Annotated in this window: 23 protein-coding genes; 14 read left to right on the top strand and 9 right to left on the bottom strand. The window is 48.5% G+C overall.

The window, feature by feature from the left end:
• Positions 1–315 precede the first annotated feature (315 nt).
• The 12 genes from NAL19_RS11310 (at position 316) to NAL19_RS11255 (ending at position 8,239) form a co-directional block, all read left to right on the top strand.
• The gene (locus NAL19_RS11310; protein ID WP_225084790.1) at positions 316–522 is read left to right on the top strand and encodes a hypothetical protein; all 207 of its coding nucleotides are present in this window, start codon (positions 316–318) and stop codon (positions 520–522) included.
• 66 nt (positions 523–588) lie between these two features.
• On the top strand, positions 589–960 hold the full coding sequence (locus tag NAL19_RS11305; RefSeq protein WP_225084789.1) for an EscI/YscI/HrpB family type III secretion system inner rod protein: 372 nt from the start codon (positions 589–591) through the stop codon (positions 958–960).
• A gap of 6 nt (positions 961–966) precedes the next feature.
• Entirely contained in the window at positions 967–1,734 is a 768-nt protein-coding gene (gene sctJ / locus NAL19_RS11300) for a type III secretion system inner membrane ring lipoprotein SctJ (RefSeq protein WP_225084788.1), read from the top strand.
• Positions 1,731–2,378, top strand: coding sequence for a type III secretion protein (locus NAL19_RS11295; RefSeq protein WP_225084787.1), 648 nt, complete (start codon positions 1,731–1,733; stop codon positions 2,376–2,378). Before sctJ ends, NAL19_RS11295 begins: the two co-directional genes overlap by 4 nt.
• A 60-nt stretch (positions 2,379–2,438) precedes the next feature.
• Entirely contained in the window at positions 2,439–3,038 is a 600-nt protein-coding gene (gene sctL, locus NAL19_RS11290; protein WP_263057381.1) for a type III secretion system stator protein SctL, read from the top strand.
• 124 nt (positions 3,039–3,162) lie between these two features.
• A complete protein-coding gene (locus tag NAL19_RS11285) occupies positions 3,163–3,387 on the top strand; it encodes a type III secretion protein HrpF (RefSeq protein ID WP_015840423.1) in 225 nt (74 codons plus the stop codon).
• Positions 3,374–3,808 carry a type III secretion system chaperone gene (locus NAL19_RS11280; RefSeq protein WP_263057380.1) on the top strand — a complete coding sequence of 145 codons (435 nt, stop codon included), beginning with the start codon at positions 3,374–3,376 and terminating at the stop codon, positions 3,806–3,808. The genes NAL19_RS11285 and NAL19_RS11280 overlap by 14 nt, the downstream gene beginning before the upstream one ends.
• Complete coding sequence (gene sctC / locus NAL19_RS11275; RefSeq protein ID WP_263057379.1) at positions 3,801–5,870, top strand: type III secretion system outer membrane ring subunit SctC; 2,070 nt, start codon at positions 3,801–3,803, stop codon at positions 5,868–5,870. Before NAL19_RS11280 ends, sctC begins: the two co-directional genes overlap by 8 nt.
• 29 nt (positions 5,871–5,899) lie before the next feature.
• On the top strand, positions 5,900–6,091 hold the full coding sequence (gene hrpT, locus NAL19_RS11270; protein WP_263057378.1) for an HrpT family type III secretion system protein: 192 nt from the start codon (positions 5,900–5,902) through the stop codon (positions 6,089–6,091).
• Positions 6,084–6,431 carry a type III secretion protein gene (locus tag NAL19_RS11265; protein WP_263057377.1) on the top strand — a complete coding sequence of 116 codons (348 nt, stop codon included), beginning with the start codon at positions 6,084–6,086 and terminating at the stop codon, positions 6,429–6,431. The genes hrpT and NAL19_RS11265 overlap by 8 nt, the downstream gene beginning before the upstream one ends.
• A gap of 145 nt (positions 6,432–6,576) precedes the next feature.
• Positions 6,577–7,635, top strand: coding sequence for a type III secretion protein HrpN (locus NAL19_RS11260; protein WP_317630281.1), 1,059 nt, complete (start codon positions 6,577–6,579; stop codon positions 7,633–7,635).
• 283 nt (positions 7,636–7,918) lie between these two features.
• Positions 7,919–8,239, top strand: coding sequence for a hypothetical protein (locus NAL19_RS11255; protein WP_225084781.1), 321 nt, complete (start codon positions 7,919–7,921; stop codon positions 8,237–8,239).
• Between the two features lie 407 nt (positions 8,240–8,646).
• On the opposite strand, the gene NAL19_RS11250 is transcribed toward NAL19_RS11255, so the two are convergent.
• The 8 genes from NAL19_RS11250 to NAL19_RS11215 form a co-directional block, all read right to left on the bottom strand.
• A complete protein-coding gene (locus tag NAL19_RS11250; RefSeq protein ID WP_263057376.1) occupies positions 8,647–9,507 on the bottom strand; it encodes a MarR family transcriptional regulator in 861 nt (286 codons plus the stop codon).
• Positions 9,508–9,677: 170 nt separating this feature from the next.
• On the bottom strand, positions 9,678–10,430 hold the full coding sequence (locus NAL19_RS11245) for a molecular chaperone (RefSeq protein WP_225084779.1): 753 nt from the start codon (positions 10,428–10,430) through the stop codon (positions 9,678–9,680).
• 21 nt (positions 10,431–10,451) lie between these two features.
• Positions 10,452–11,894: a fimbrial protein gene (locus NAL19_RS11240; protein ID WP_225084778.1), complete on the bottom strand. Its 1,443-nt coding sequence runs from the start codon at positions 11,892–11,894 to the stop codon at positions 10,452–10,454.
• Positions 11,895–11,908: 14 nt separating this feature from the next.
• On the bottom strand, positions 11,909–14,473 hold the full coding sequence (locus tag NAL19_RS11235; protein WP_263057375.1) for a fimbria/pilus outer membrane usher protein: 2,565 nt from the start codon (positions 14,471–14,473) through the stop codon (positions 11,909–11,911).
• Positions 14,470–15,192, bottom strand: a complete 723-nt coding sequence (locus tag NAL19_RS11230) for a molecular chaperone (RefSeq protein ID WP_263057374.1) — start codon at positions 15,190–15,192, stop codon at positions 14,470–14,472. Before NAL19_RS11230 ends, NAL19_RS11235 begins: the two co-directional genes overlap by 4 nt.
• 58 nt (positions 15,193–15,250) lie before the next feature.
• Complete coding sequence (locus tag NAL19_RS11225; RefSeq protein WP_225084775.1) at positions 15,251–15,784, bottom strand: fimbrial protein; 534 nt, start codon at positions 15,782–15,784, stop codon at positions 15,251–15,253.
• Positions 15,785–16,504: 720 nt separating this feature from the next.
• Entirely contained in the window at positions 16,505–16,828 is a 324-nt protein-coding gene (locus tag NAL19_RS11220) for a DNA-binding protein (protein ID WP_263057373.1), read from the bottom strand.
• A gap of 1 nt (position 16,829) precedes the next feature.
• Positions 16,830–18,314, bottom strand: coding sequence for a pectate lyase (locus NAL19_RS11215; protein WP_263057372.1), 1,485 nt, complete (start codon positions 18,312–18,314; stop codon positions 16,830–16,832).
• Between the two features lie 179 nt (positions 18,315–18,493).
• Here NAL19_RS11215 and NAL19_RS11210 point away from each other — a divergent pair, with 179 nt between their 5' ends.
• On the top strand, positions 18,494–23,377 hold the full coding sequence (locus tag NAL19_RS11210; protein WP_263057371.1) for an AvrE-family type 3 secretion system effector: 4,884 nt from the start codon (positions 18,494–18,496) through the stop codon (positions 23,375–23,377).
• Positions 23,378–23,401: 24 nt separating this feature from the next.
• Entirely contained in the window at positions 23,402–23,824 is a 423-nt protein-coding gene (locus tag NAL19_RS11205; RefSeq protein WP_263057370.1) for a type III secretion system chaperone, read from the top strand.
• A 29-nt stretch (positions 23,825–23,853) separates the two neighbouring features.
• Here the strand turns inward: NAL19_RS11205 and NAL19_RS11200 are convergent, their stop codons facing one another.
• A complete protein-coding gene (locus tag NAL19_RS11200) occupies positions 23,854–24,519 on the bottom strand; it encodes a GntR family transcriptional regulator (RefSeq protein WP_225084771.1) in 666 nt (221 codons plus the stop codon).
• Positions 24,520–24,680: the final 161 nt, after the last annotated feature.

The raw sequence follows: 24,680 nt of genomic DNA, 5'->3' as shown, positions 1-24,680 counted from the left end.
TACGGCATAGGTTCAGGTATCGCATCCTTGCCAGTGACACAGCGTAAAACGCTCCTGCAAATCAGAAACAACATACGGCCTTTCGGTAAGGTAATAACGCTTTTTATTATTTTAAAAGAAAATCTACGATAACTAACGGCCGGAAACACAGATAAAACCGGGCTAGTTCTTCCTCTTGAATGACCATTGCTGAAAGAATTTCCTTTCTGTTGGAACTCACTGACCCGCTCTCCCACTTAATGAATGAACAAGATGACTGTATGTACAGCATGACAGTTCACCACCGTAAACATTCATTATATTTGGAGATATATCATGGCTTTAGGACTTTCTCAGATTGCATCTCAGGCGGCTTCTCAGACTCTGGATACCGCGATGGCCGGTTCTCTGACGCGTGCAGCAGGCGCTCAGGCACAGAAAATTGCGCTGGATACGGAAAACTCCATTCTGGATGGTCAGATGGATTCTGCGTCCAAATCACTGAACTCCGGGCAGAAAGCGGCGAAAGCTATCCAGTTCTGATTGTGAGCGAACGAGCCGGAGCCTTGCTCCGGCTTTATTTTATCCGTCCGCGATGGAATCCACACCATGAAAATTAATCATGCCACTACGCTGTCTCAGTCGGGGGATGCTCCGCTGGCGGACAACGGCTCGTCTTTTTCCTTCTCCGCCAATAATCAGGATGTGTCCTGGTTTAGTGCGGCGCTGTCGTCAGCACCGGTGACGGCAGAAAGCGGTAATAGCCAGTGGCTGGGCGCGCTGGCGGAAAAATCTCAGGGACTGAACGGCGTCTTTAAATCCGCCGAACGCGATGTCAGCCAGTCGATGCGCTCGAATAATCCCAAAGATGTACTGGATGCGACCCGAACGCTGTCATCGTTCTATCTGGAAAGCCTGCTGAGCGCCAAACTGGTGGCGAAAAGTGTGCAAAGTCTGGAAAAACTCACCAACTTACAGTAGCGGCCTATGAAAATCGATAAGCGAGTGTTTCTTCTGCTGATCGGGCTATTGGCTGGCTGCGGCGAGCCGATTGAGCTGAATCGCGGGTTGTCGGAGAACGATGCTAACGAAGCGATTTCGATGCTCGGTCGCTATCATATCGGTGCGGAGAAACGGGTAGACAAAACCGGCGTCACGCTGGTGATTGATGCAAAAAACATGGAACGTGCCGTCAATATCCTTAATGCGGCGGGTTTACCGAAGCAGTCGCGTACCAATCTGGGCGAGGTTTTTCAGAAAAGCGGCGTGATCTCGACGCCGTTGGAAGAGCGCGCCCGCTACATCTATGCCTTATCGCAGGAGGTCGAAGCGACGCTGGCACAGATTGACGGTGTGCTGGTCGCGCGGGTGCATGTGGTGCTGCCCGAGCGTATCGCCCCCGGCGAACCCGTGCAACCCGCCTCGGCGGCGGTGTTTATCAAATACCGCGCCGAACTGGAACCTGACGGGATGGAACCACGCATTCGCCGCATGGTGGCCAGCAGTATTCCCGGCCTGTCCGGTAAAGATGATAAAGAGCTGGCTATCGTCTTTGTTCCGGCCGAGCCGTATCAGGATACGATCCCCGTTGTCTCGCTGGGGCCATTTACGCTCACGCCGGATGAAATGCGGCGCTGGCAGTGGAGTGCCGGATTGTTCGGTTTGCTACTGGCCGGGCTATTAGGCTGGCGCGTTGGCACACCTTACCTGCGGCAATGGCAGCAGAAAAAAGCGGGGGCATCGTCGTCACAATGACAACACAAGCACAAGGCTCAGGACGCGAATCAGGTGACGCCGCCGCGCTGACATGGCTGAATTGGTGGGTAAAGGATTGCCTGTTACAGGCCGATCCCAGTTGGTGGCGCGGGAAGGTGACGTTGCCTGAGGTACCGCAGCGGCGCGACTGGCTGTACGTGAATGCGGCGCAGCTTCATCGCCATTTTTCTTTGCCGCAGCGGCTGCCACCGGACCCGTTTTCTTCACTGATGCACGTTTCACTGATGCAGATAGGGGCGTTGGATACGGCGCAGCGGGAAACGGTATTGCGCCTGATGGCACGGGTGTGTCAGCCCATGCGTAACCTGGATCGCGCGGATGCGGAGGGCATATGGTGCGAGCGCTTGGCAAAGGCGCTGCGGCCGGGTTTATGGTTACCGGCTCCGATCATTTTTTCGGCGTCATCGCCGTCGATGTCACCTGCCGTTGGCTATCAGGATGCGTTGCTGCTGCTGCGTATCCGCTATGGTGAAGCGTGCTGGCCGCATCTGCGGCTGCTTTTTCCACGTGATGGGTACCGCGACGGCGAAAATCATGACCCTGTTCCGACGATGTCCGTGCCCGCAGCCAGACTCAATGCGCTGTGCGATGCGCTGATCTGGAAAGCGTCTGTACCAGCCTAGATTTCTCATACCGATCGCTTTTTATCCCCCTCCATTTCACTTAGCAAGGAAGGACGAAGCATGTTGATGACGAAGACGTTTGTGACATTACCCGGTGCCAGCCGTGATGAGACGGTGATTATCCCGGCGGAGCGGGTTGCGGCGCATCGGCATAGCCGAACACTCTGGGAAGAGGCCAATGCGCAGGCTGAGACGATCGTGGCACAGGCGCACGAACGCGCCAAAACGCTATGCACGCAGGCAGTAGAAGAGGCAGAGGCGGCGTTCTGGCAGCAGGCAAACACGTTACTTCAGGGCATTCGGCAAGACAGAACGCATCTGGAGAAGATCGTGATTACGCAAGCGGGGCAATTGCTGCGCGAGGCATTGGCGCAGTTGCTGGATAAAACGCCAGCACCGTCGCGCCATCATGCTTTGCTGCGGCAGTTACTCAAGCAACAGCAGGGGGAAAGCCGGGGAACGCTTTACTGCCATCCTACTCAGCTTGCCGATGTACAGAACTGGCTGGAGGCGCACGCGCATCTGGAATGGCGTCTCGCCAGCGATGAGGCGCTGGAGAGCGATGCAATGAAGCTGATAACAGCGCATGGCGTGATGTCGCTGAGCTGGCGGCAGGCGACAACGCAGCTCATTCCGCCTGAATATCCTGCTGCTATATGAAATGATCCTTGCCAATGGGAACTGCACACCGGGGTTAACCACTCACTATCAGGTCAATGACCCATTTTTAAGTCAACGACCAAACCTGTGTTGTGAAAAAACTACCTTATGAGGAGAGTGTGCGATGTCCCTTAATCCAATCCAGCGTCGTCTTGACGCACACCTGGTCGATTCGCAGAAACAACTGGATGATATTGCGCTGAATGTTGCCGAAGGCGGTGCCAGCCAGGCGGACAGCTACGCCTTTTTTGAAGCCAGTATGGATTATTCCAATGCCAGTTGGGCGGTCGGGCAACTGTTGAGCGTGAAACACGGCTTGGCAAAGGCCATCATCAATGACTTCAACTGAGTTGGCCGCGATGCTGGAGCGTTGGCTAAACGGCGGGACGTCGACGCTCAAGCTGGAGATTGACGGCGGCGCGGTGGCGATGGTGCGGCAGTCATCGGGTGTGGCATGCCGCGCGGCCATTCCGCTGCGTGCGTTGCCGGATGAACCGATGCTGGCGCGCGCATTGCAACTGGCCGATGCCGCCCACGCTCAGTTTCAGGATGACACCGCCATCCTGTCGCTCTCACCGCAGGACGAACAGTTCTGGCTATGGATGCGACCCGATGCTGACGACGTCATGCAGCTCTGCCGCAGCCTGGAAACCTTACTGAATCAACGGGACGTTTGGCTGAGTTTGCTCACGCCACGTGCGAAGGTGCCCGTTTCCGCTCCACTGAATTTGAACACGCTGGTTTTTTTGCAAGGAGAACGACATGCGTAAGGGACTGAAGCGTCATCGATCGTATCGCATTTTGCTGGTGGCCTATCGCTGGTTTTGCTGGGCGGTGGTGCTGATCGGGATTATCCCGGTGAACGGGATGATCTCGCTGGCGCACGCGGTCACACCAGCCGAATGGAATAAGGGGGCGTATGCGTATTCTGCCGAACAAACGCCGCTGTCTGCGATTCTGACGGATTTTGCCAACAGCCACGGTGTGGATTTGGTGTTGGGCAATATCGCTGACAGTGAGGTGACGGCGAAAATTCGGGCGGAAACCCCCGCGCTGTTTCTCGACAGACTGGCGTTGGAGCACCGCTTTCAGTGGTTTGTCTATAACAACGCCCTGTATGTCAGCCCGCAGGATGAGCAGGCATCAGTGCGTCTGGAGATTTCTCCGGATGCTGCGCCAGATATCAAACAGGCGCTCAGCGGTATCGGACTGCTCGATGCGCGTTTCGGCTGGGGGGAATTGCCTGAAGAAGGTGTGGTTCTGGTCACCGGCCCGCAGGCGTATATCGATCTGATCCGTAATTTCAGCCAGCAGCGCGAAAAGCAGGACGAACGACGCAAAGTGATGATTTTTCCGCTGCGCTATGCCTCGGTATCCGACCGGACGCTGCAATATCGCGATCAGAAGGTCACCATTCCCGGCGTCGCGACCATTCTCAATGAACTGATGGATGGTCAACGTGCGGCACCGGCGGGTGCCTCGGGGCCGATGCCTGTGCAGCCGGATACGGGCATGGAAGCGATGCGGGACAGTACGCGTTCGCTGATGACCCGGCTGGCCACCCGCAATAACCCTGGGCGCAGTGGTGAAGCGTCGGCGCGAGTGACGCTAAGCGGCAAGATTTCCGCTGATGTGCGCAATAACGCGCTGTTGATTCGGGATGATGAAAAACGTCGTGCGGAGTATCAGCAGCTCGTCGAGCACATCGACGTACCGCAGAATCTGGTCAACATTGACGCCATTATTCTCGATGTGGATCGAACCGCCCTGTCGCGGCTGGAAGCGAACTGGCAGGCGCAGCTCGGCAATGTGAGCGCGGGCAGCACCATGATGATGGGGCGGAGCACCCTGTTTGTCAGTGATTTCAATCGCTTCTTCGCGGATATTCAGGCACTGGAGGGGGAGGGAACGGCCTCGATTGTCGCCAACCCTTCCGTGCTGACGCTGGAAAATCAGCCCGCGATTGTCGATTTCAGCAGGACGGCGTTCATCACCGCGACGGGGGAACGTGTCGCGGACATTCAGCCAGTGACTGCCGGCACCAGCCTGCAAGTGACGCCGCGCGTGGTGGGCGAAGGAACACAGCGTAGCATCCAATTGGTTATCGATATCGAAGATGGTCAGGTAGAGACGGGACGCGAAGGAGAAGCGTCGGGCGTGAAACGAGGCACGGTCAGCACGCAGGCGCTGATTGGTGAGAATCGTGCGCTGGTATTGGGTGGTTTCCACGTTGAGGAGAGCGGTGACCGCGATCGTCGCATTCCGATCCTCGGGGATATCCCGTTGTTGGGGAAACTGTTTACCTCGACGCGCCATGAAGTCTCCCGTCGTGAACGTCTGTTTATCCTGACGCCGCATCTTGTCGGCGACCAAACCGATCCCACACGCTACGTTTCCTCCGCCAATCGGCAGCAGTTAAACGGCGCAATGAACCGCGTCGCGCAGCGTAACGGTAAAACGGATCTCTATAGCCTGATTGAAGGCGCATTTCGCGATCTCGCCAGCCGTCAACTTCCCGCCGGATTTCAGACCGGCAACAACGGCGCGCGATTGGGTGAGGTGTGTCGCTCGCAGTCGGGCCTGATCTACGACAGTTCGCGCTATCAGTGGTACGACAACGGCCAGGTGCGCCTGACCGTCGGCGTCGTGCGCAATGGCGGAACACAGCCACAGCGTTTTGATGAAGCTGCTTGTACCAGTAGCCGTACGCTGGCGGTCGCCGTGTGGCCAAAAACGACGCTGGCGCCGGGGGAATCCAGTGAAGTGTTTCTGGCGTTGCAGCCTGCGCTCGCTTCTCAATCCGCCCGACGCCCTGTGCTGACATCCCGATAGCGGCCTCCACATTAACCAAGGACATTCTCATGAACGAAAAAGCACTGTCCGTCGCGCTGATCGCGCTTTTGCTAAGCGGCTGCACTGCACCGCGGCAGGCCGCTAACTGCGCTTCCGTCACCTGTCGTCCGCAGCCGGAAACGCGACAGCTCATCATCTGGTGGCAACCCGATTTGCGCAGCGGCCCGGCGGATTACAGCAGGGTCAGCGTGGATGAATGAGCCAGCGGCGGTATTCGATAATCAGCATGACTTCTTCACGGCACTGGAAACCACCTCAATGGCCTGTTGGTTAGTACAGCCAGGTGTCACGCTGTGCTTTACGGCGGTGTCGGCGCGGCAGGCGGTGCTTATCTTAATGCTGGCGCCTGCCCGACATTATCCCGGAATGCTACGGCAAATTTTACAACGCCGCTTTCTGGAGGCGGATGCACTGGCGGCCTGTAGCCTGAGCCTGGATGAACAGCAAAATGTGCGGTTACGCCGCACATTATCCACCGTAAGTGAGTCGGCCGCGGTGCTCGATGAACTCTGGCGCTTGGCTGGCCTGCCGCCGCGCTGAAGGGTGAAAAAGTCGTGTGTTTTCGTGCATAAGACGGGAACCGGACAGGCAGGAAAATCACTTAATGGGGGAGTGTCACAATCACGCGGGCTAACCGCACATCCATTGGCGCTTTTATAACCCATTTACTCATTGAGGAAACATTATGCTTAATTCTCTTGGTGGCGGTACTTCTTTGCAAATTACGATCAAGGCGGGCGGTAACGGCGGTTTATTTCAATCTCCGTCTTCACAAAATGGCGGTTCGCCATCGCAGTCGGCGTTTGGTGGCCAGCGTAGCAACATCGCAGCACAGCTGTCCGATATTATGACGACCATGCTGTTCATGGGCAGCATGATGGGGGGCGGTCTTGCCGGTGGACTCGGCAATAGTCTCGGCGGATTGGGCAGCAGCCTGGGGGGATTAGGTGGCAGTTTGCTAGGCGGTGGTTTGGGCGGCGGTCTCGGTAGTAGCCTTGGCGGCGGCTTGGGCGGGGCGCTGGGTGCCGGTATGAATGCCATGAATCCATCGGCCATGATGGGCAGCCTGCTGTTTAGCGCACTGGAAGATTTGCTGGGCGGCGGCGTGTCGCAGCAGCAGGGTGGGCTGTTCGGCAACAAACAGCCGTCGTCGCCGGAAATTTCTGCCTACACCCAAGGTGTAAACGATGCGCTGTCCGCGATTCTGGGCAACGGTCTGAGCCAGACGAAAGGGCAAACTTCACCACTGCAACTGGGTAATGGCGGCCTGCAAGGCCTGAGCGGTGCGGGCGCATTCAATCAACTGGGCAGCACGCTGGGAATGAGCGTTGGGCAAAAAGCCGGTTTGCAGGAGCTGAACAACATCAGCACGCATAATGACAGCCCGACCCGTTACTTCGTAGATAAAGAAGATCGCGCGATGGCGAAAGAAATTGGTCAGTTTATGGATCAATATCCTGAAGTCTTCGGCAAGCCGGAATACCAGAAAGATAACTGGCAAACGGCGAAACAGGATGACAAGTCCTGGGCGAAGGCGCTGAGCAAGCCGGATGACGACGGCATGACCAAAGGCAGCATGGATAAATTCATGAAGGCGGTCGGTATGATCAAGAGTGCCGTTGCGGGGGACATCGGTAATACTAACCTGAGCGCACGCGGCAACGGTGGCTCATCTCTGGGTATTGATGCGTCCATGATTGGCGACCGTATCGTCAATATGGGGCTGCAAAAGCTCGCCAGCTAAAACAAAAACGATCGGGAGCAGGGCGGAAGCACTGCTCCTTGTTATTTGCTCTAATGTGATTATTTCAATTTAAATCAATCAGATTGTTTCGTTTAGTATTTTTATCATTAATTCAGGTTGTTTCTTTATATATTACAATGGCTAATAATTTACACTCTATTCTCTTTGATAGGTATGCCATGCTGTGATATGCTGTTCTAGTGACTATCGTAAAGTGATAATCATTGTGAAGTCTATTATTTAGACTTTGTTGACCGAAAAGTTTTTCAAGGTTTATTTATAAATGCCCTACGCTGTCATCAAATCTCTTTCTCTTTGCGCGTTATTTGCAATCCCAGCGATTGTAAATGCAGATGAGCTAAAAAATATATCTATTACCGGTTTTTTGGTTGAGTCAACATGCATGACTCAACAATTAAACGAAAAAATAAATATCCTATGCATGCAGAACAATAAAGTGAATGAAAAAATAAATATTCAAACTCTTCTTTCAAAAAGTGTGAGAAATATCTTCCCAATCAAAGGTTCATTAATTAACACAGTCTCATTGAATTATACTGATAGTATGATGAAAATTGCAGTTTTAGAAATAAAGTATAAGTAACACTAATTGATATAAGTGCAATTCTTTAGTTGTACACCTGTATTGATGTTTCCGAGCTTTTATCTATTAACCGATATTCCTCGATGTCAATTTATTCATGGAAATGCTGATGCATTGATATAGCCAGCATTTTATGTCCTGAGTTTCATTTATAATTCCATTAATAGGTGGGATTCCCGTTTTTTCTTTACGTTCGGGTTGAACAAGCTTCCAAATAGTGATGCTCAGCAAATCGATATTTGAGCATAGTGGTCGACGCAGCATGATATAATTAGTATGTTATGATATCTCTAAATTGAATATTTCTGTTTATCGGAGTGCACACGCCTGAATAATAAACCCAAGTTAAATTTTTATTAAAAAACAGCCTAGAAAAGGCTGTTTAAAATAACTTCCTAAATTTAAATTTAATGGCTGATCAGATTTCTACGCAGATCAGCTGATGTAAATATATAAAATTCTATGTATGAGAAATATATTGATAAGTAATCCTCAATTAGTTTTTTGAAAGAGGAAGTGGTTTCGATGTTATTTTTATCGTATCTTTTAAAATTTCCAAATTCATTTAGTTTATCCAACAATCGTTTTATTTGAGTTCGTGAAACTGAAAATTCGCAAGCTAACTCGTTAGTAGTATACTTAATCGTGCCATTAGATTGTTCAGATTTGATATAAAGATAAAGTAAAAGAGAGCGACCACCATCTTTATCAATGTAATAATCTATTTCTGTATTGATTTTTTTATAAGTAACACCATTAAGAAGAGGCACTGATATACCATAAAAAAACTCACTTAAGAATGACTTTTTCTCTATTTCTTCAAAATCAAAATTATACTCTGGATAAAGTTTTTTTAGAGGTGAAACCATTGCTGATATGTAAACGGTTAAGTCTTTCATACCTTTTTTAGTTATCTCTAACTTGATATTTCTTCCATCACTTTCGTCTCGTATTGCTTCTATTCTTCCCGATACTCTGAGTAAGGAAATGATTGCAATTATTGTATTTTGACTAGATATTAAATTAGTCTGACAAAACTCTTTAATAGATTTTAAAGAGCTTATTCTCTGTGTGAAAATAAAACAACAGGTAATTAGTATAATATTGAATCTGGATTCATTTAACACATATTTATAGAAAGTCGGTTGATTGATACGTTGCTCACTATCATTTTTATAGAGCTCCGATACTGCGGAAAAAAAATTTTTGTTCTTTCTGATTGACTTCGAATTTAATAATATTATTTCTTCAATTTCATTTTTAGACATAATGTAACCCCATGAAAAAATTAAAATATCATATTTTGATTGAAATGTAATTAAAAGGTTGGTTTTTTTGATGGTTTTTATGAGATTTTTATTTACAGATTAGCGATGGGGTTATTTGACTCAGTGAACTGATGTTGGTGAAAACTTTAAAGTAAAACATGTCGAAAAATCTAAAGTAAACTTTTTCTTTTATGAAAAAAACGCCCAATATCATCAACCAACCAATATTCAATCGAACTTATATTACTTGTTTTTTCATCATAATTAATTGGTATTTTCTTCAAACTCCTTGGCAGTAAAGTTAAATTCATGTTTTCACTGTTCTTAAGTGATATGACCTTACGCCCATCATTGTTTAATAGAGTAACAGATGTTAGGCTGGCGACATATGCTTCTGGATTTGAGAAATTCAAATTTATGACGCCATCACTTTCTTTAACTAATGATACTTTAATGTTATCTAATTTTGTTAATAAATCATTCTCTTTGATCATTAAACTAATTGGTCGATATATAAGTTTTATTTGCGTAAGCATGGATAAGGTCACCTCATTTTCGGTTTGGGATTTTTTATTAACGGGAGGGATTTCAAGAATATTTATCCAAAAAAGACTTTCCCGGTCTGTAGGGAGATGTTGAGGATCTCCAGAATAAATTATCTTCATTTCACTTAATTTTAGCGGTTCCATTCTTGCTGTTGCCGGTGTAACTACAAAAGGGGTGTCTGTTTGCTCAGGTTTTTTGTTAAACTCACCGTCATCGACCCATAATTGAACGACAACTGGGTATTTATTCGTGTTAACTAAAATAGAGGATTTTATAGTATTCTTTGCATCAAAAATCACTCGGCTGGTTTCTGGGATTACACCAGAAAATACAATGGCGGGGGAAAATAGAAAATAAAGGAAAAAGCAAATCTTCATAATTATATCCTGATGTATTATTTATGGGTAACGAATCAAGACCGTAGCGGTGGCCTTTATCTTTCCAACGGTAGTATTTTCACTGGGGAGTTTAGTTAGTGTAGAAATATAAGTTTTTTTGTATAATGTAGTTGCATTAATTAAATCTCTACTTACTACTGTACTGGCACTCATAATAGGATCCCATCCTGCAGATCGCTCTTCTTCAAGACTGACAAAACTTTTGCAATATGAAGTGTTACCAGATACCGTTGCCATACAGCCATCCCAGCTAACAAAATTTAAGCTATAACCGTCTGAGTTCTTCAATTTAATCCCTACACCTTTTGCCATATTGTCAGAATCATAATCATCTGAAACCAAATAAGTTACGCCACCTGTGACGGAATTGATAAGCCCCAAACGTTGGGCATTATTAAAGGCTGATAGTGAAGGTTGTAATCCAACCGCGATTGCAGAGGTACTGACGGTTTTATTCATAGTATCATCACATTCTAGGGTTATATCAAAATTTCTGGAAACTGTTTCTCCAGCATTAATTTGGCTTACTGTCATGGTTGGGAATATCACATAGGGTGTCGTCGTTCGAACGACACAGCTTGGGGTGTAAGAAAATGTAGCCGCAGGACTGCCATTTAAACCAATAGGAACAGAGTAATCCCAGGCCCAAACATCTTTATTGGAGTCTAGACCAACATTAACAACATATCCTCCTGTGCCGAGTAAATTAATGTATCCACTAGGCTGACCACAACCAGCAGCTAAACCATTCACTGAGTAATAATCTGCCGACCATACCTGATTGACGTTTGTGGTCTGGCTTGTTGGAATGATGGTTTCATTACCTGCTCCATGGCAGTATGTCGCACCGACTTTATTACCATTAGCATCTATTGTTTCACCATATGCCTGTGACCATTTAACCAAGGTAGCAACTACTTTAGGGATACTTTTTTTTCTTATGACAAATCCACCGTCAGAGGTGTCCTCGGTAACAACTGCAGTTGCACTCTGTCGCCAGATTCTGGAAAAGACCTCGCCAGTATCAGCCAAAGTCAGTTTGATCGCCACATAGGGGAATTGAGTCGCGAAAAATCCCGGATTGCCAGGAATCTCATAAAAACCACCAATACGACTATCACCATTAGTAGCAAATGCCCATGCCAATCCTTTCTTATCGTTCTGGGAAGTACATTTTAAAATAATTGCCTCGTCACTGAGACCTGCTAAACCTCCCCGAGTAATAGCGTTATAATTAGATATCCCGGTAGCTAGTACAGTTCCTATCGGCTGTAAATAACTGCTTGTAATATTAATGCGGCCTACTCCAATCGATGCAGTATCATAATCATAACCTGTAATCGTCCTTCCCATTATTCCACTACATGAAGCATAGGCTGGAGATAAAAAAAATGCTGTTAATAGTGCTATTATGTTACTGATTGTTTTAATGATGTTAGTCACGGTCACCTCCAATATTAAAGACATGGTACTGATATTTTTATGAGGTCTTGATTTATTAACTCAGGACTGATGGAGTAATTTGCCAGACAGCTTTCATCAACATTATCACCCCAGACAGCTTTTACTTCTGCTTGAGGGAGTGAAGTACGAAAATACGCCTTATTATTTTGGCCAACGATACCAATTTCTTTACCAGTATCATCAATAATCACTGCGCCAATTGGGATGGATATTTTATTTTTTGTCATCAATGTAACTAACAGTGGGTATCCTTGGTTTGTTTTAAATTTTAACATCACTGCTGAACCTGCGTATGGTGCTACTCTTTGTTCTGACGACTCTATGTCGACATTATTATTGAGCAAACCATCAGAAGTAAGGCCGATAGAGTTATATCTATAAGGCATCAATGATGGAACTAATGCATAACCACTGCTATTGATAGTAGCACCTTGACCATTATAAATTTTTGCTCCGCTAGCATTTTTTGCCTCGACAATACCAAACGTATTGCCTAAATATGGCCCGAACAGAATACCGCCAGAATGTGCAACGACGGCACCAGTTACTCCCATACCTAATTGAGTATAATTGTCACCTTTGGCACTGTTTACACTTACCGATGCCTGAGAATATTGCTTATTAAGGTTAGCGGAATAAGCTGTTTGATGGCCGCCCTCACTATGATTAACATTAAGGTTATAGCTATAAGGAGAGTGTCTATCGCCAGCGCTTCCACTCAGCGAAGTTTGATATTGATTACCATTTCTTTTATCAAAATAAGCTGAACTGGAAACCGACTTCGTCATATCCCCTAGTGGAATGTTAAAAGTTAGCATAGTCACTGTATCATAATTTGATGACATACTCCTATCAGGGTAATAAATACCATTTTTTTGCCGCGATAAAGATAAACTTGCATTGACTCTATTGAGAAGTGTCTTGTTGTAATTTAATTGATAGTAAAGATCTCGTGCACGCCCACTATTATATTCTTGAGTTGAGATTGAAAAACTGAGATTGCCAAATTGATCTAATGGTTGATAAACGGAAGCAGTTAGTCGGTATTTTTGTAAGTAGGTATTTGAGTTCCATCTATTTATTGTTCCGTTACTTACATAATGTTTTTCATAGATAAAGTCACTAAACTCTCGATAGCCTGCTGTGGAATAACGATATCCGGCTAGTGATACATTTGTACTGGTTGGTTGGAATGTTTTAGAATAAGTGAAATTTGCCATGCCACCTTCTCTGACACCATACTCGCCACCAAGATTTGCTGATGAAAATGTACCATTAATACCAAAGGCACCAAAACGTGTAGAAAAAACACTGCTTAAAACACCAGCTTTGTAATCATTGGCTAACCTTGCGCCACTGCCAATAGTTATGAAATTATTTAAACCATACTGAATTGATGAATCAATGAAATCCTCATCGATGACAAGATTGCGTGTTTTTCCTGCTGATGCTGAGTATTTTATTTTACCAGGACGAATTGAATCGGGTACGGCAGAAAAAGGAACCAAAAAACTAGTTCTAGAACCGTCAGATTCTATAACTGTAACATTAAGATCCCCATTATAACTTGTAGGATTTATGTTTCTGATGACAAACCTTCCTGCTGAGACAGTGGTTTGATAAATCAATGCATTATTTTGCCTGACTTCTATCAAAGCATTGGTTTTTGCAATTCCTGATATTGTTGGCGCATAACCTTGTTCAGCCACAGGATACATACGTTCATCTGAAGATAGCTCAATACCATTATAACCAAGACCGCCGAAGAATTGCCCGCTGGTATTTATTTTTCCGACCACTACATTACTTTTTATTTCATATATTGGTCTTTGAAAATAGCTTGAGATATTGTTCCATGTGGCACTATTGCTTTTGCCATTCTTGTAATTGCTGGTGTTGTAATTATAGCTTGATAGTTGGCGAAACTGCCATAGACCTATATTTAAACCGGAGTTTAAGCTTAAATAACTATAATCACTTTCTCCCGAATAAATTCCAGATTGTTTGTTATGGAAATAGTTAGCCACGTAGTTAGAGAAAAAGACACTTTCTCCTCTATTTAAAGCTGATTCGCTTATTTCACCATTTTTATTTTTAAGCACTGCTTGCGCTGCGATGAATTCTAAAGCAAGATCTGAATTGAGCTTCACTGTCGCTTCGGAGGTCAACTCCGATAGTTCTACGCATGAGGTTTTCTCATGAAGCGAGTCAAGTTTTCTTATGTAGATTTCTTCAAATCCAGCTTTTTCTAATATTGTCTTTGACAAGCATGTTACTGTTTTTTTATTGCGCTGAATCAACGTTACATTATCTTCTCCAACGAGCAGTTTATTCATTATAATCGGTGTGTTATTATAGTTTCCAGGTAAGGGGGAATTTTCGGTAGTAAGTTGTTCTAATACACTCTGGCTAATGTTACTTCCCCTGAACATCCTCTCATCAAAAACTAAATTTTCATCTAACATACTATCTTCAGCAACAGCGTTTACTTGCACTACTGTAAGTAAAACTAACGTCAGAATTTTTTTTGTCAGATTAGATTTAGTTTGTTTTTTCATTTTGATGTTATCTCATAGGTCGATATTCCACCTAGGTCGTTGATAAGACCAATATACACCGTAAGTTTTTTTTCTAATTTATATGGTTTTACTTTAAATTGCCGAGCACTGAAAGGATGAATCATATTTAACTCTTCATCTGGCACTGAAATTAACTGGTTTGAATTTTTGCTGATGACTATTTTAGTTGGTGTGACATAAAAAGGCGATTCATTAAGTACAGTAAATACTCCCATGTTTAGCTGGCTTGTATCTATTTTTAAATATGATACTAAATCATCAATTTTATACGTCAAGTTGGCTGGTCGATAAAAAAGTTTTACAGTGCTTTTATAAGACACCAAGAGTTTATTTGCTGTTTTATCTGATGCAGGTAGTTGAACAAAGTGCAGATAAAATAAAGACTCTTTGTTATCTGGCAAATTCTCTCCGCTAAACATCAGTTTAACGGATTGCCCCTTATTAGGGTCAATTCTAAAAATCGATGGGGTAATAATGAATGGTGCATCATTGGTATTGGGTGTTTGTTCATGGTGTGTCACCCATAAATTTATTATGCTGGGAACTGTATCGGAGGATCTGAATTTTAAGTCAACTGACTTCTTATTTGATTCATAAATAACCCTTGTGCCAACAAGAACCACTGAGGAGTAAGATGTAGACGTTGCTAAAATAAATAAAATCAAGACTATGCTTTTTATATTAAAAATAGCACTCATACACGTATCCTAGATATTTTATAAGGAGATGGCGAATAGCCATCTCCTTCATTAATGATTAATTGTAGGTCAGTGCATATTGTAATTGAGTCTGTACTTTCCCGACGCTGGCGGCTCCAGTTGCGTAATACTGTGCAGTGAAAGGAAACTCTACAGTATTCGTACCTGTAGGAAGATTAACCAATGTTGGTGTTGTGTACTCACCAGACGTAAAGCTGATGACATTCGAAGCATTATTGTAGTTATCGAGCAACTGAATAGACACATTGCTTGCGGCATTGGTCGTTGCAAGGTTTTCTAAGTCTCCGTTACTGGTTGTTGAAACGGGAACAAGCCTCATCCCTACGGTCTGTTCTGTAACTGCAGTACAACCACTTACCACAAATTTAAAGGGGGTCTGTCCTGCAATATCACCAGACTGTGACAACTCACTGGCTGGTGTGGTTGGAAGAAGGACGGAAATGTTCCCTGTTGCTCCATTGACTGTAACATTACATGTAGAGTCAGATATTTCACCTAAAAAGGTAACGGTATTATCCGCATATACTGCGAAAGGTAACATCAGAGCAAGGCTTAAAGTTGTGAATTTCATATACTAGTCCTCAATTGCTTTTGGATAAATATAATAGAATTACAAGTAATTTCTGACTTTCAGTGCTAATTCCATCGTCTTTTAAATAACCTATCAGGGAGGGGGGAAGCATCATTCCCTCCTTTGATTTATTATGGATTGCGTGGGTGTTATTTTTATTTTTAATGAAAGACTGCTGTTATTTTAATCATAGGAATCTATGTCAATAACACTATTATTAATTCTTATCTTGACTTAATTATGTATCAATAATGATATATGTCAAACATACACACAAAAAAGTTCATTTTTTAAATAAAAATCAATATACCATTGATTGTAAATGATTTTTTTTGGTGTTTTGCTAGTTTTGGGCTGTTTTGTTTGAAATTTGTTAATGAGTTTTTTCCAAAAATGATAGTCTAGTATGATTGTTGTTGTGTGATTTGATTGATATGGTTTTACATGGAATTAATTAGGATTCTTATTTTTAATATTTTCCAAACTAGATCTTGGCTTATGACTATGGAAGGAAAGAATACTACTTATTCATCATTATTTCCCTATCGATGGAGAGCATGTAATCGTTTGCTTGCTCATAAAAAATTCAGGTAATGTCGAATAAAGAAAATATCACTCGTGGTAATTATTCCATTTTTTAGAGCCGGTAATCAATTAAATAGAAAAAGCCAGCACAGGTGTTCCTGGCTGGCTTTTCCCCGGTGCGGTATGGCGCAGGTGTTACCGTTGGCGTACCGCAATAAAGCGATCGGCTATCAAACGGGCGACCCAGAACGAGGTCTGTGCCACGTCGCTATGTAGCCCGTTTTTAGTGTGGATGTCGGCCTGGTGCAGAAAATCTTGCTCCAGCGAATCCACAAAGGCGTCGAACTCGAACTCACCCCGTCGCAGCGACCCTGATTGGCTAAGTACGGTATTCAACTTTGCTCTTACCAGATGGATAGCCTGAGTGAAGGCTTCACGTTGAGCCGGCGTAATGTATCCGCCTTGTCGGGCGAGATCCGCCCAGCGGGTAGGGGACTGCGGTGTCATCGTGTTTGGCATCTTAATTCACCTGCAAGTTGGCGGAATCCGGCACTTTGTAGTGATTATTGACATTCGTCAGGTTGATATTGCTGCCTTTGACGTTCAACCCTTCACTGTCGCTTTTCACAAACGAGAATTTGCCGTTTTCTGCGTCAATGTTGCTCAGGTTCAAGTTCCAGTTACCCTGTTGTCCACCGTTGGTGCGAACGAACGTACCGAAATCTTTCGCTTTGAAATTATCGATGGTCAGGTTGGCATCCGCGTTTAACTGGAAGATCTTATCGGCAGCACCCTGAGCGCTACTGTTGGTGATCTCCACGTTGGCTGGCTTACCAGTATTGGATTTCACTGTCAGCGCATCTTCACCCACGTTGGTCCAGTGCACGTTATCTATTTTGGCATCGCCGCGAACGTGTACGCCATCCGCTGCGTTATCACCAAACACCACGTTTTTGAGGGTCGCGCCCGGAGCCAACTCAAATACCGGTTTCTGGCCTTCAGCCTGGCCACCGTCGCCTAGCTTGCTACCCGCAGTGAAGGTTTTACCGCCGCCGTCAAAGACTTCGCCGGGGCCGACTTTAATGGTTTCATTTACTACGGTAGCATCACCGCTGGCTGTTGGGAAGGAGACTGGGCCAGCTCCCGCGGTTGAAGCGGCAGGCGATGCCGCAGAACCCCCACCAATACCGGCTGGGGCTGCCGTTAGTGGTGCAGACGTACCGCCGCCGTTACCACCAACGGGTGAAGAGGGCGCTGAGGGCGCTGAGGGCGCTGAGGGTGCAGCAGGTGAGCCACCGCCACCCGCAGACGGTGCAGCAGGCGACCCGCCGCCGGATGCAGCCTGTGGCGCGCCCACTGATGGTGAGCCACCACCCTGAGACTGGCCGCTACCTTGCGGCTGGCCGAATTCACCTTTCTGGGAATCCATCAGATTGCCGATTAATTCCAGCAGCGCTTTTAACAGATCGTTACCGCTCAATTGGCCGCCGCCGTCTGCCGTTGGGCTGATGGCATTATCTAATGCACTGCCAGCCGAATCTTGCAGCAGGGAACGACTCAGATCTTCTGGATTTTGCGTGCCGCCTGCTCCACCCGTGCCGGATGAACCCGCCAGCGGTGAGGCACCGCCGTTGCCGCCTGCCGTCCCCGACGAACCGGAAGACAGTGGATTTCCTGCTTCCTGCCCGTTTTTACCCGGAATCAGCGCTTCCAACAGTTTCATCAATATATCGGCAGGGCTGCCGTTTTGTCCTAACGCAGAGCTTCCGCCGTTGCCGATGCCAGACTGGCCAAGCGGGCTGCCATCGGTTGAGGACGGCGTATTGCCCTGTGCATTAGGCAAGAGCGCGCTAAGCAGGGTACCCAGCGCCTCCATGAGCTGGCTATCCTGCTGCGCAGAGCGTGGCGATACCCCGCCATTGCTGCCTGAAAGCGGGGAATTCAGGCCTGTTGATGACAGGCCTGCGCTGGGTTGTATGCTGAGCGTAATCGTCATATCAGCCATAACATCTCCTTGAAAGTGAATGAATCGGAATGGGTCATTAACAGGCTTACGTCTGTTGCGTATTAAGTGAGGGAAGGTGTGATGTGGTTCCCGCTTCGGGAAGAGAAAGGTGTCGGGAACCGAAAGGTAAAAATGACCACTTAACTGACACGTTCACTTCATTACCTTTGGAACTTGTTATGCAGAAAATCCAGCACGTTCAGCCAGGTCTGTCTATTGCGGAGATTGCCCCCGCCACGTTAGCTAAAACCTCGTTATCGCAGGGCAGTAGCACCAGTGCAAGCCAGAAAGGCGCGCAATCCCTGATTCAGCAAGGTTTGCATGATAAAAACAAACCGCCAGAACTGGAGCAGGGAAGCAGCAGCCAGGTGAAAAGCCGGGGCGCCCGGTCGACCACCCTGCGAGAACTCTTTTCATTGGGAAGCGCGAGCCAGCGTTTACCGCACGTGCAGCGTGAGTCGCTGGCGTCGGGCGGGCCGATCCAAAGTCTGCCGCGTTTTGCCGCTACCGAGGCTGCTGAGATCAACATCCGTGGCAGCAGTACCGCTACACCTGCTGCTAAAGCCGATATCACGCTGGACAGCCACGGTAAGCTTCAGTTCGGCAAGGGCTTGCCGGAGGCGTTGACCACGCTGTTACAACAGACCCTTGGGAAGAACAGCCAGCCGTTCGTGGCCCATCATGAAAATCAGGCTGCGCAGCAGCATGCGTTAGTCGATAAGTCGGGGCGACTGTTCGTGATCCAAAGCGATGAAAATCAGCATATTGCGCTGCACAGCAGCGGTCGCAGCGCGATGCCAGCGGGTAAATCTGGTGTAAGTAACGTACAGCTAGAATCCACGCCGGAGCGCCTCTCTCTGCAAACCAAAGCAGGGGAATCGACCAGCCTGCCGCTCTCCGGGCGCATGAACCATGAGCTGTTGACCGGTGTTCATCGACAGCCCGATTCTGCTTCAGGCGCTGGCGAATCATTACGCCTGCATGACGGCAAGCTCTTTGCGCTGAATACCGAATTTGGCGTCTGGCAGCAAAGCAGCGATGTCCCCCACAGCCAATTGTCTCGGCAAGGGGATGGCCAACTGTATGCGGTCAAAGATAGCCATACGCTGAGCAACCTGTCGTCGGGCAGCGCGTCATCAACCTTCAGCGATAAGATTACCGCGTTCTCTGCCAACCAGAACGGTCAAACCGCCGTGTTGACCGAGCAGGATCATCTTACGCAGTTACATATGATGAGTACGCTGGATGCCACGCCGCAGCCAGTGGATCTCAAACTGGAAAGCGGAGAACCGGTGTATGCGAAAACGGTGGGGTTAACCGCAGAACACCTGCTGATTGCGGATAATGACGGCAAGCTTTACCACGCACCGCTGCCTGAGGCGGGTGAACCGCACGTCACATTAACCCCGGCCAGCACGCCAGAACTGAATGCGGTGCTGGGCGACGACCACCGTATTATCGGATTTGCTCACGATGAACACGGCCAGACGCAGGCGCTCGCCACCGATCGTCAGGGGCAAAAACACGTCGCGCCTCTGGGGCAAAATGGGGTGTCGCCAACGCCGGGGTGGAACCTGAGCGACAGTCTGGTGGTGGATAATAAACTGGGGCTGACCACGACGGCTCCTGCGGCGAAAGACACTGTAGATCTGGGACGACTGGGGCAAATCGGGCTGCAGGATGGCAAAGTCCATTTTCACAACGGCAATACCAAAAACTGGGAAGCCTCCGGCGTTGAAGCCAGCCAACTGAAGCGTGGGCTGGATAATCAGGCTTACACGCTGAAAGACGGTGAAATCACGCCGCTGTCTATCAACCAGAAATCAGGCACGTTCACGCACGGTGACAACACCGTGTTTGCGCTGCCGCAAGTGCGAATGACGCCCTCTGCGGGCACCGCGCTTCCTGGTATCGCGAAGGACGATGGTGTCTCGGCGATGGCGGTGATCAACCGTAATAAATTTATTGCTGTCGATAAGCAGGGCGACCTGCATTTCCACCAGATCAAGCCGGGCACGGATAAGCTCGCCGCCCCACCGCTGGCGTTGCCGAAACAGGGGCTGTCCGGTGAGATTCAGGACATCACGTTGGATCACCAGCAGACGCTATTCGCTCTGAATAAGGAAGGGCAGGTTTTTCAACTGCCGAAAGCTGACTGGCAAAATGCGGCGAATCATGACAGCGCACAATGGCAGCCAGTGAAGACGCCGGGAGAAGGCAAGGTGAACGCATTGGGTACGGATGCCCAGCACCATTTGCAGGTCGCGCATGACGACCATGAATTACATACCCAGCAAGGAAGCGAGTGGAAAACGACTGTACCAAAAGGGCAGGAAGCCTTACCCGCAGAACCCCGTGCCGCAGAAACGGTGTTTGGTCGGCTCGATGTGGCAACCAAAGGGATGAAGATACCGTTAACCGGAGTGACGGCTAAGGCCGATGTTCAGGTTCTGGGGAAAACCGGTGAAGAGTCACAACAGGTGAAAAGCAAGCTGTCAGATTTGCTGCGCGCTCATCTTGTCTCGTTCACTTTGGATGTGCCGAGGCCGTTAAAAACCTTTGCTGACCACGTTCAGCATCAGATCAACGGGCGTGAAGGGCTGAAGCCTGTTTATGACATGCAGACTGAATTACTGAAAAAACTGGATGCCACGACGAGCCAGCCGCAGGGCGCGGCGATGGATCTGGAAAGTAAGATAGACCAGTTGGATCTGGGCGAAAAAGGGAAACCACTGGTGAATCTGCTCAAGCAGTTTCAGACCGAACTGGAAAGCAGCTCGGCCAAAGCCGCCTTACTTATCGGTAGGCAACAAGGCGTGGTGAACGATAACGGTGTCATGAACACGGAAGGCAAGCCTGCCAGACTGCATGGCAGAGAAAAAGATCTGGCTCCGGTGCTGTTGGCGGCGATGGAAAATCATCCATCATCGAAAACGAGTACGGCCAGCACGCTGATTAAAACCTTTGTAGACAGTAAAACGCCGATCGCGCAAAAGCCGAATAGTGAGGCGTTTGGGCAGCAGCGGGATACCAGTGATGCGCTGTCGCTGGCGAAAACGCGATTGGTACTGGATACCCTGGTGCTGGGTGATTTGCATAAGCTTACCGATCGCATCGGTACGTTATCCGGCACATCGCCGGGTGAGGCGGAACTGGCCTCGATGATGAAAGAACTTAACGCGCTGCGGCAGGGAGAGTACGGCGACAATCCGGTGAAGAAGATGACCGACATGGGCTTCACCAATCATAAGTCGTTGGAAGCGGATTACGACGCGGTTAAAACCTTTATGAAGGCGTTCAGGAAAGAGGAAAACGCGGTCAGTGTGACGTCAAAGACCGTGATGCAAGCGGCCAGCCAGACGGACATGATCGATAAAATGAAGGCGACGGTTCTATCGCTGGACAGCAACGAAAGTATCGCGTTTAACCGGACCTATGGCGGCGGAGCATCCATGTCGTTTGTGGTCAGCGGCACGCCATTGCCTTTCCCTCCGGTGCCGGGCGGCGGTGTCAGTGGTGAGCGAAATTACAATCTGAGTTTCTCTCGCGGTGAAAACGGCATCAATGTCGCTTTCGAACGTTCGGGCGGGATCACCGGGAAAGTGAGCTATTCCGGCGGATATGACGTCAGCGAGTATCTGACAGGAAAAACCTCGGCGCAGATGACGCAAAACATTAACAGCAAACACAGCTTTGCACCGGATGTTCGCGCCTCATTCGGCGTATCCGCCAGCCTGCAAATGGCGCAGCAAAACGCCCTGAACTTTACCCTCAGCGAAGAAGAGCTGCCCGGATTTATTGACGGCCTGTCGAGCGGCACGATCAACCCGCTTGCCCTGCTGGATAAAGGGGAACAACACAGCGTGAAGGCGGGTAAAACGGTCAGCTTCAATCTGGACAGCAACGCGGCGCTGGAGCTGCGCGGCGGCATCAATCTGACAGAAAAAGGCGCAGCGCCAACCAGCGCTACGCTGCGCGGGTCGGTGGGCCTGACGGCAAGCGCCAACGTGTTGTCTGCCACCAGTTCGTCCAGCGTGGCGCAAGGCGAGAAATCTACCACCCATACGGAATCCGATAACCGCCTGCGTTTCATGAATCAGGCCGCGATGGGGGCAAACGCGACCCTCAGCGCGGGTGCCGCCAGAACCACGCCGGATGGCACCGTCCCGTTCTTCACCTCGGCCAGCATCGGGGTGAATGTGGCGGCAGACTCGCGCACGAACCAATCGATCAGCCTGGGCATGAAGAAAGCCGAACCGCTGGAGAAAAAGGACATCGACGCGCTGACCAAAACGCTGAACGCTGCATTTAACGATCCGGCCAGCCAGCTCTTGATTGATGGCGCGAAGAAAATAGCCGAGCCGGACGATCAATTGGCCATCCTGAATGCGCATTTTGCGGATAAAACAGCAAAAACTGACGATCAACATCAGGGGTTGATGAGCCTGCAAAAGTTGAACGTACGACAGGAGGTCGCGCAGCGCGACGGTGCCACGCTGGATAGCGTTAAGCACACGACATCCTATACCAATCTCAGCAAACTGACGGAAAACGGGTTGTTCCAGGTCATCGGTAACCATTTGTTTTCTTCACTGCCACCGAGCAACGCCGATCGCATTAATCAGCTGATTGCGGACAATCCGGCGCTGAAGGACATCGTGAGCCGTTTGCAGGATAACGACCGGGCATCGGTGACGGTCTCTCTGGAGCTGAAAGACGATGTGCGGGAAAAGATCGAGAAGGGCATTCAGAACAAAACGCACGGCAAGGATGATGTGATTGCGTTGTTTAAAGACGGCAATAATTTACGCCTCGCCAGCATTGACGTTTCGCAAACGGTGAAGAAGAGCGAAGGGTTTAATACCCCGGCGGTCATTATCAACGCCTCAAGCAGTGCGGGCGTCAGCATGAATAAACTGCTCGGCAGCGTCAGCTTCAGCTACGGACAAGATCAAAACGTACCGCAAAGTTACAAACTGGGCGGTGAAATTGCAAAGGCCAATCCGGCTACCGCCAGCGCCTTGCAGCAACTACAGCAGGAAGGCCTGCAACTTAACAGTTAATGGTAAAGCGTAAAGGAGAACAGCATGACACCGACACAACAGCATATTACGCGTCTATTACGTCATTACGGCGCGCATAGTCGTACTCCACTGGGTTTGCAGGACGGAATCTGTGCATTGCGCGAACCTGACGGGCAGGAAGCGGTGGTGTTGGAAGTCCCCGCCAGCAGCGGCGTACTGCTATTGCACAGTGATGTGATGCGATTTCAGGGGGAAGTCAGCACCGCGGTTTATCAACTCATGCTGATGCTTAATTTTGAAATGGCGGCGATGAAAGGCTGCTGGCTGGCGCTGGATGAGAATTCGACACTACGCTTGTGCACGCAGCATAGTGCAGAATCGCTGGACGAATCCGATTTTACCGCGCTATTGCCCGCATTTATCAGTCAGGCAAAAGAAACCCGACTGCTGATTCGCGGTTTATTACCTCGTCTCATGGCAGCTTAACGCGGTTGAATTAGTGACCTGCGGTTGGATTAGTGATCTATAGCAATAAAGTCCAGCATCGTTTCGCTGCCGTCCAGAATGTCAGATTGGATGGCCTGCCGAGCGGCGCTGGCATCGCGCTGCTGTAGCGCGGCGAGGACGTCTTCGTGATGTTCTATCGCCATCTGCACGGAAAAATGTGCATAGGCCTGTGCAATCAATGGGCCGGTGCGCATCCACAAGCTGCCGATAAACTGCGTCAACAGCGGCATACGCGCCGCCTGTGCTAGAAACAGGTGAAATTCGCTATTTAACCGCAGGGCTTCGCGTAGATTTTTCTCATCAATCGCCAGACGATTCTGGCGAATATTCTCTTCAATCTGTTCCAGCATCTTCGGCGTAATGTGTGTGGCCGCCTGCTCGGCCCCTGTGCCTTCCAGCGCCAGCCGCAGTGTGCGGATCTCAATAAACTGGGCTTCGGTCAATTGGGGGACGCGGATATCGCGCGGCGTTTTGAGCACCAACGCCTGCTCTTTTGCCAGTTGCAGGATCGCATCTCGCACCGGCGTGACGCTGGTGCCAACCTGTGCGGCGAGTTCCCGTATTCTCAGGCGATCGTCCGGTTTGAGTTGACCGGTAATGAGCGCTTCACGCAGCATGGTATACACGCTGGAGCCCAGATAGCTGTGATTGATCTGCCCAATTGGATAATTCACTGTTCCCCCAGAGAGAAGCACTGCGCAACGTGGTGAGATAAGCCTGTGTTAAACGCCGCAATGGCCTGCGGCAATGAGGCGCTACTATACAATATGATGCATCAACGATGCTATGGGGGAGGCATCTCCTGGAGGGTGAATCGACAAGAAAAGGTCATGAA

It is taken from the genome of Pectobacterium sp. F1-1, assembly GCF_025643735.1.
In the GTDB taxonomy this organism is placed as follows: domain Bacteria; phylum Pseudomonadota; class Gammaproteobacteria; order Enterobacterales; family Enterobacteriaceae; genus Pectobacterium; species Pectobacterium colocasium.
The sequence above is the reverse complement of the archived record's forward strand: the minus strand, read 5'-3'. Positions and strand labels throughout refer to the sequence as shown.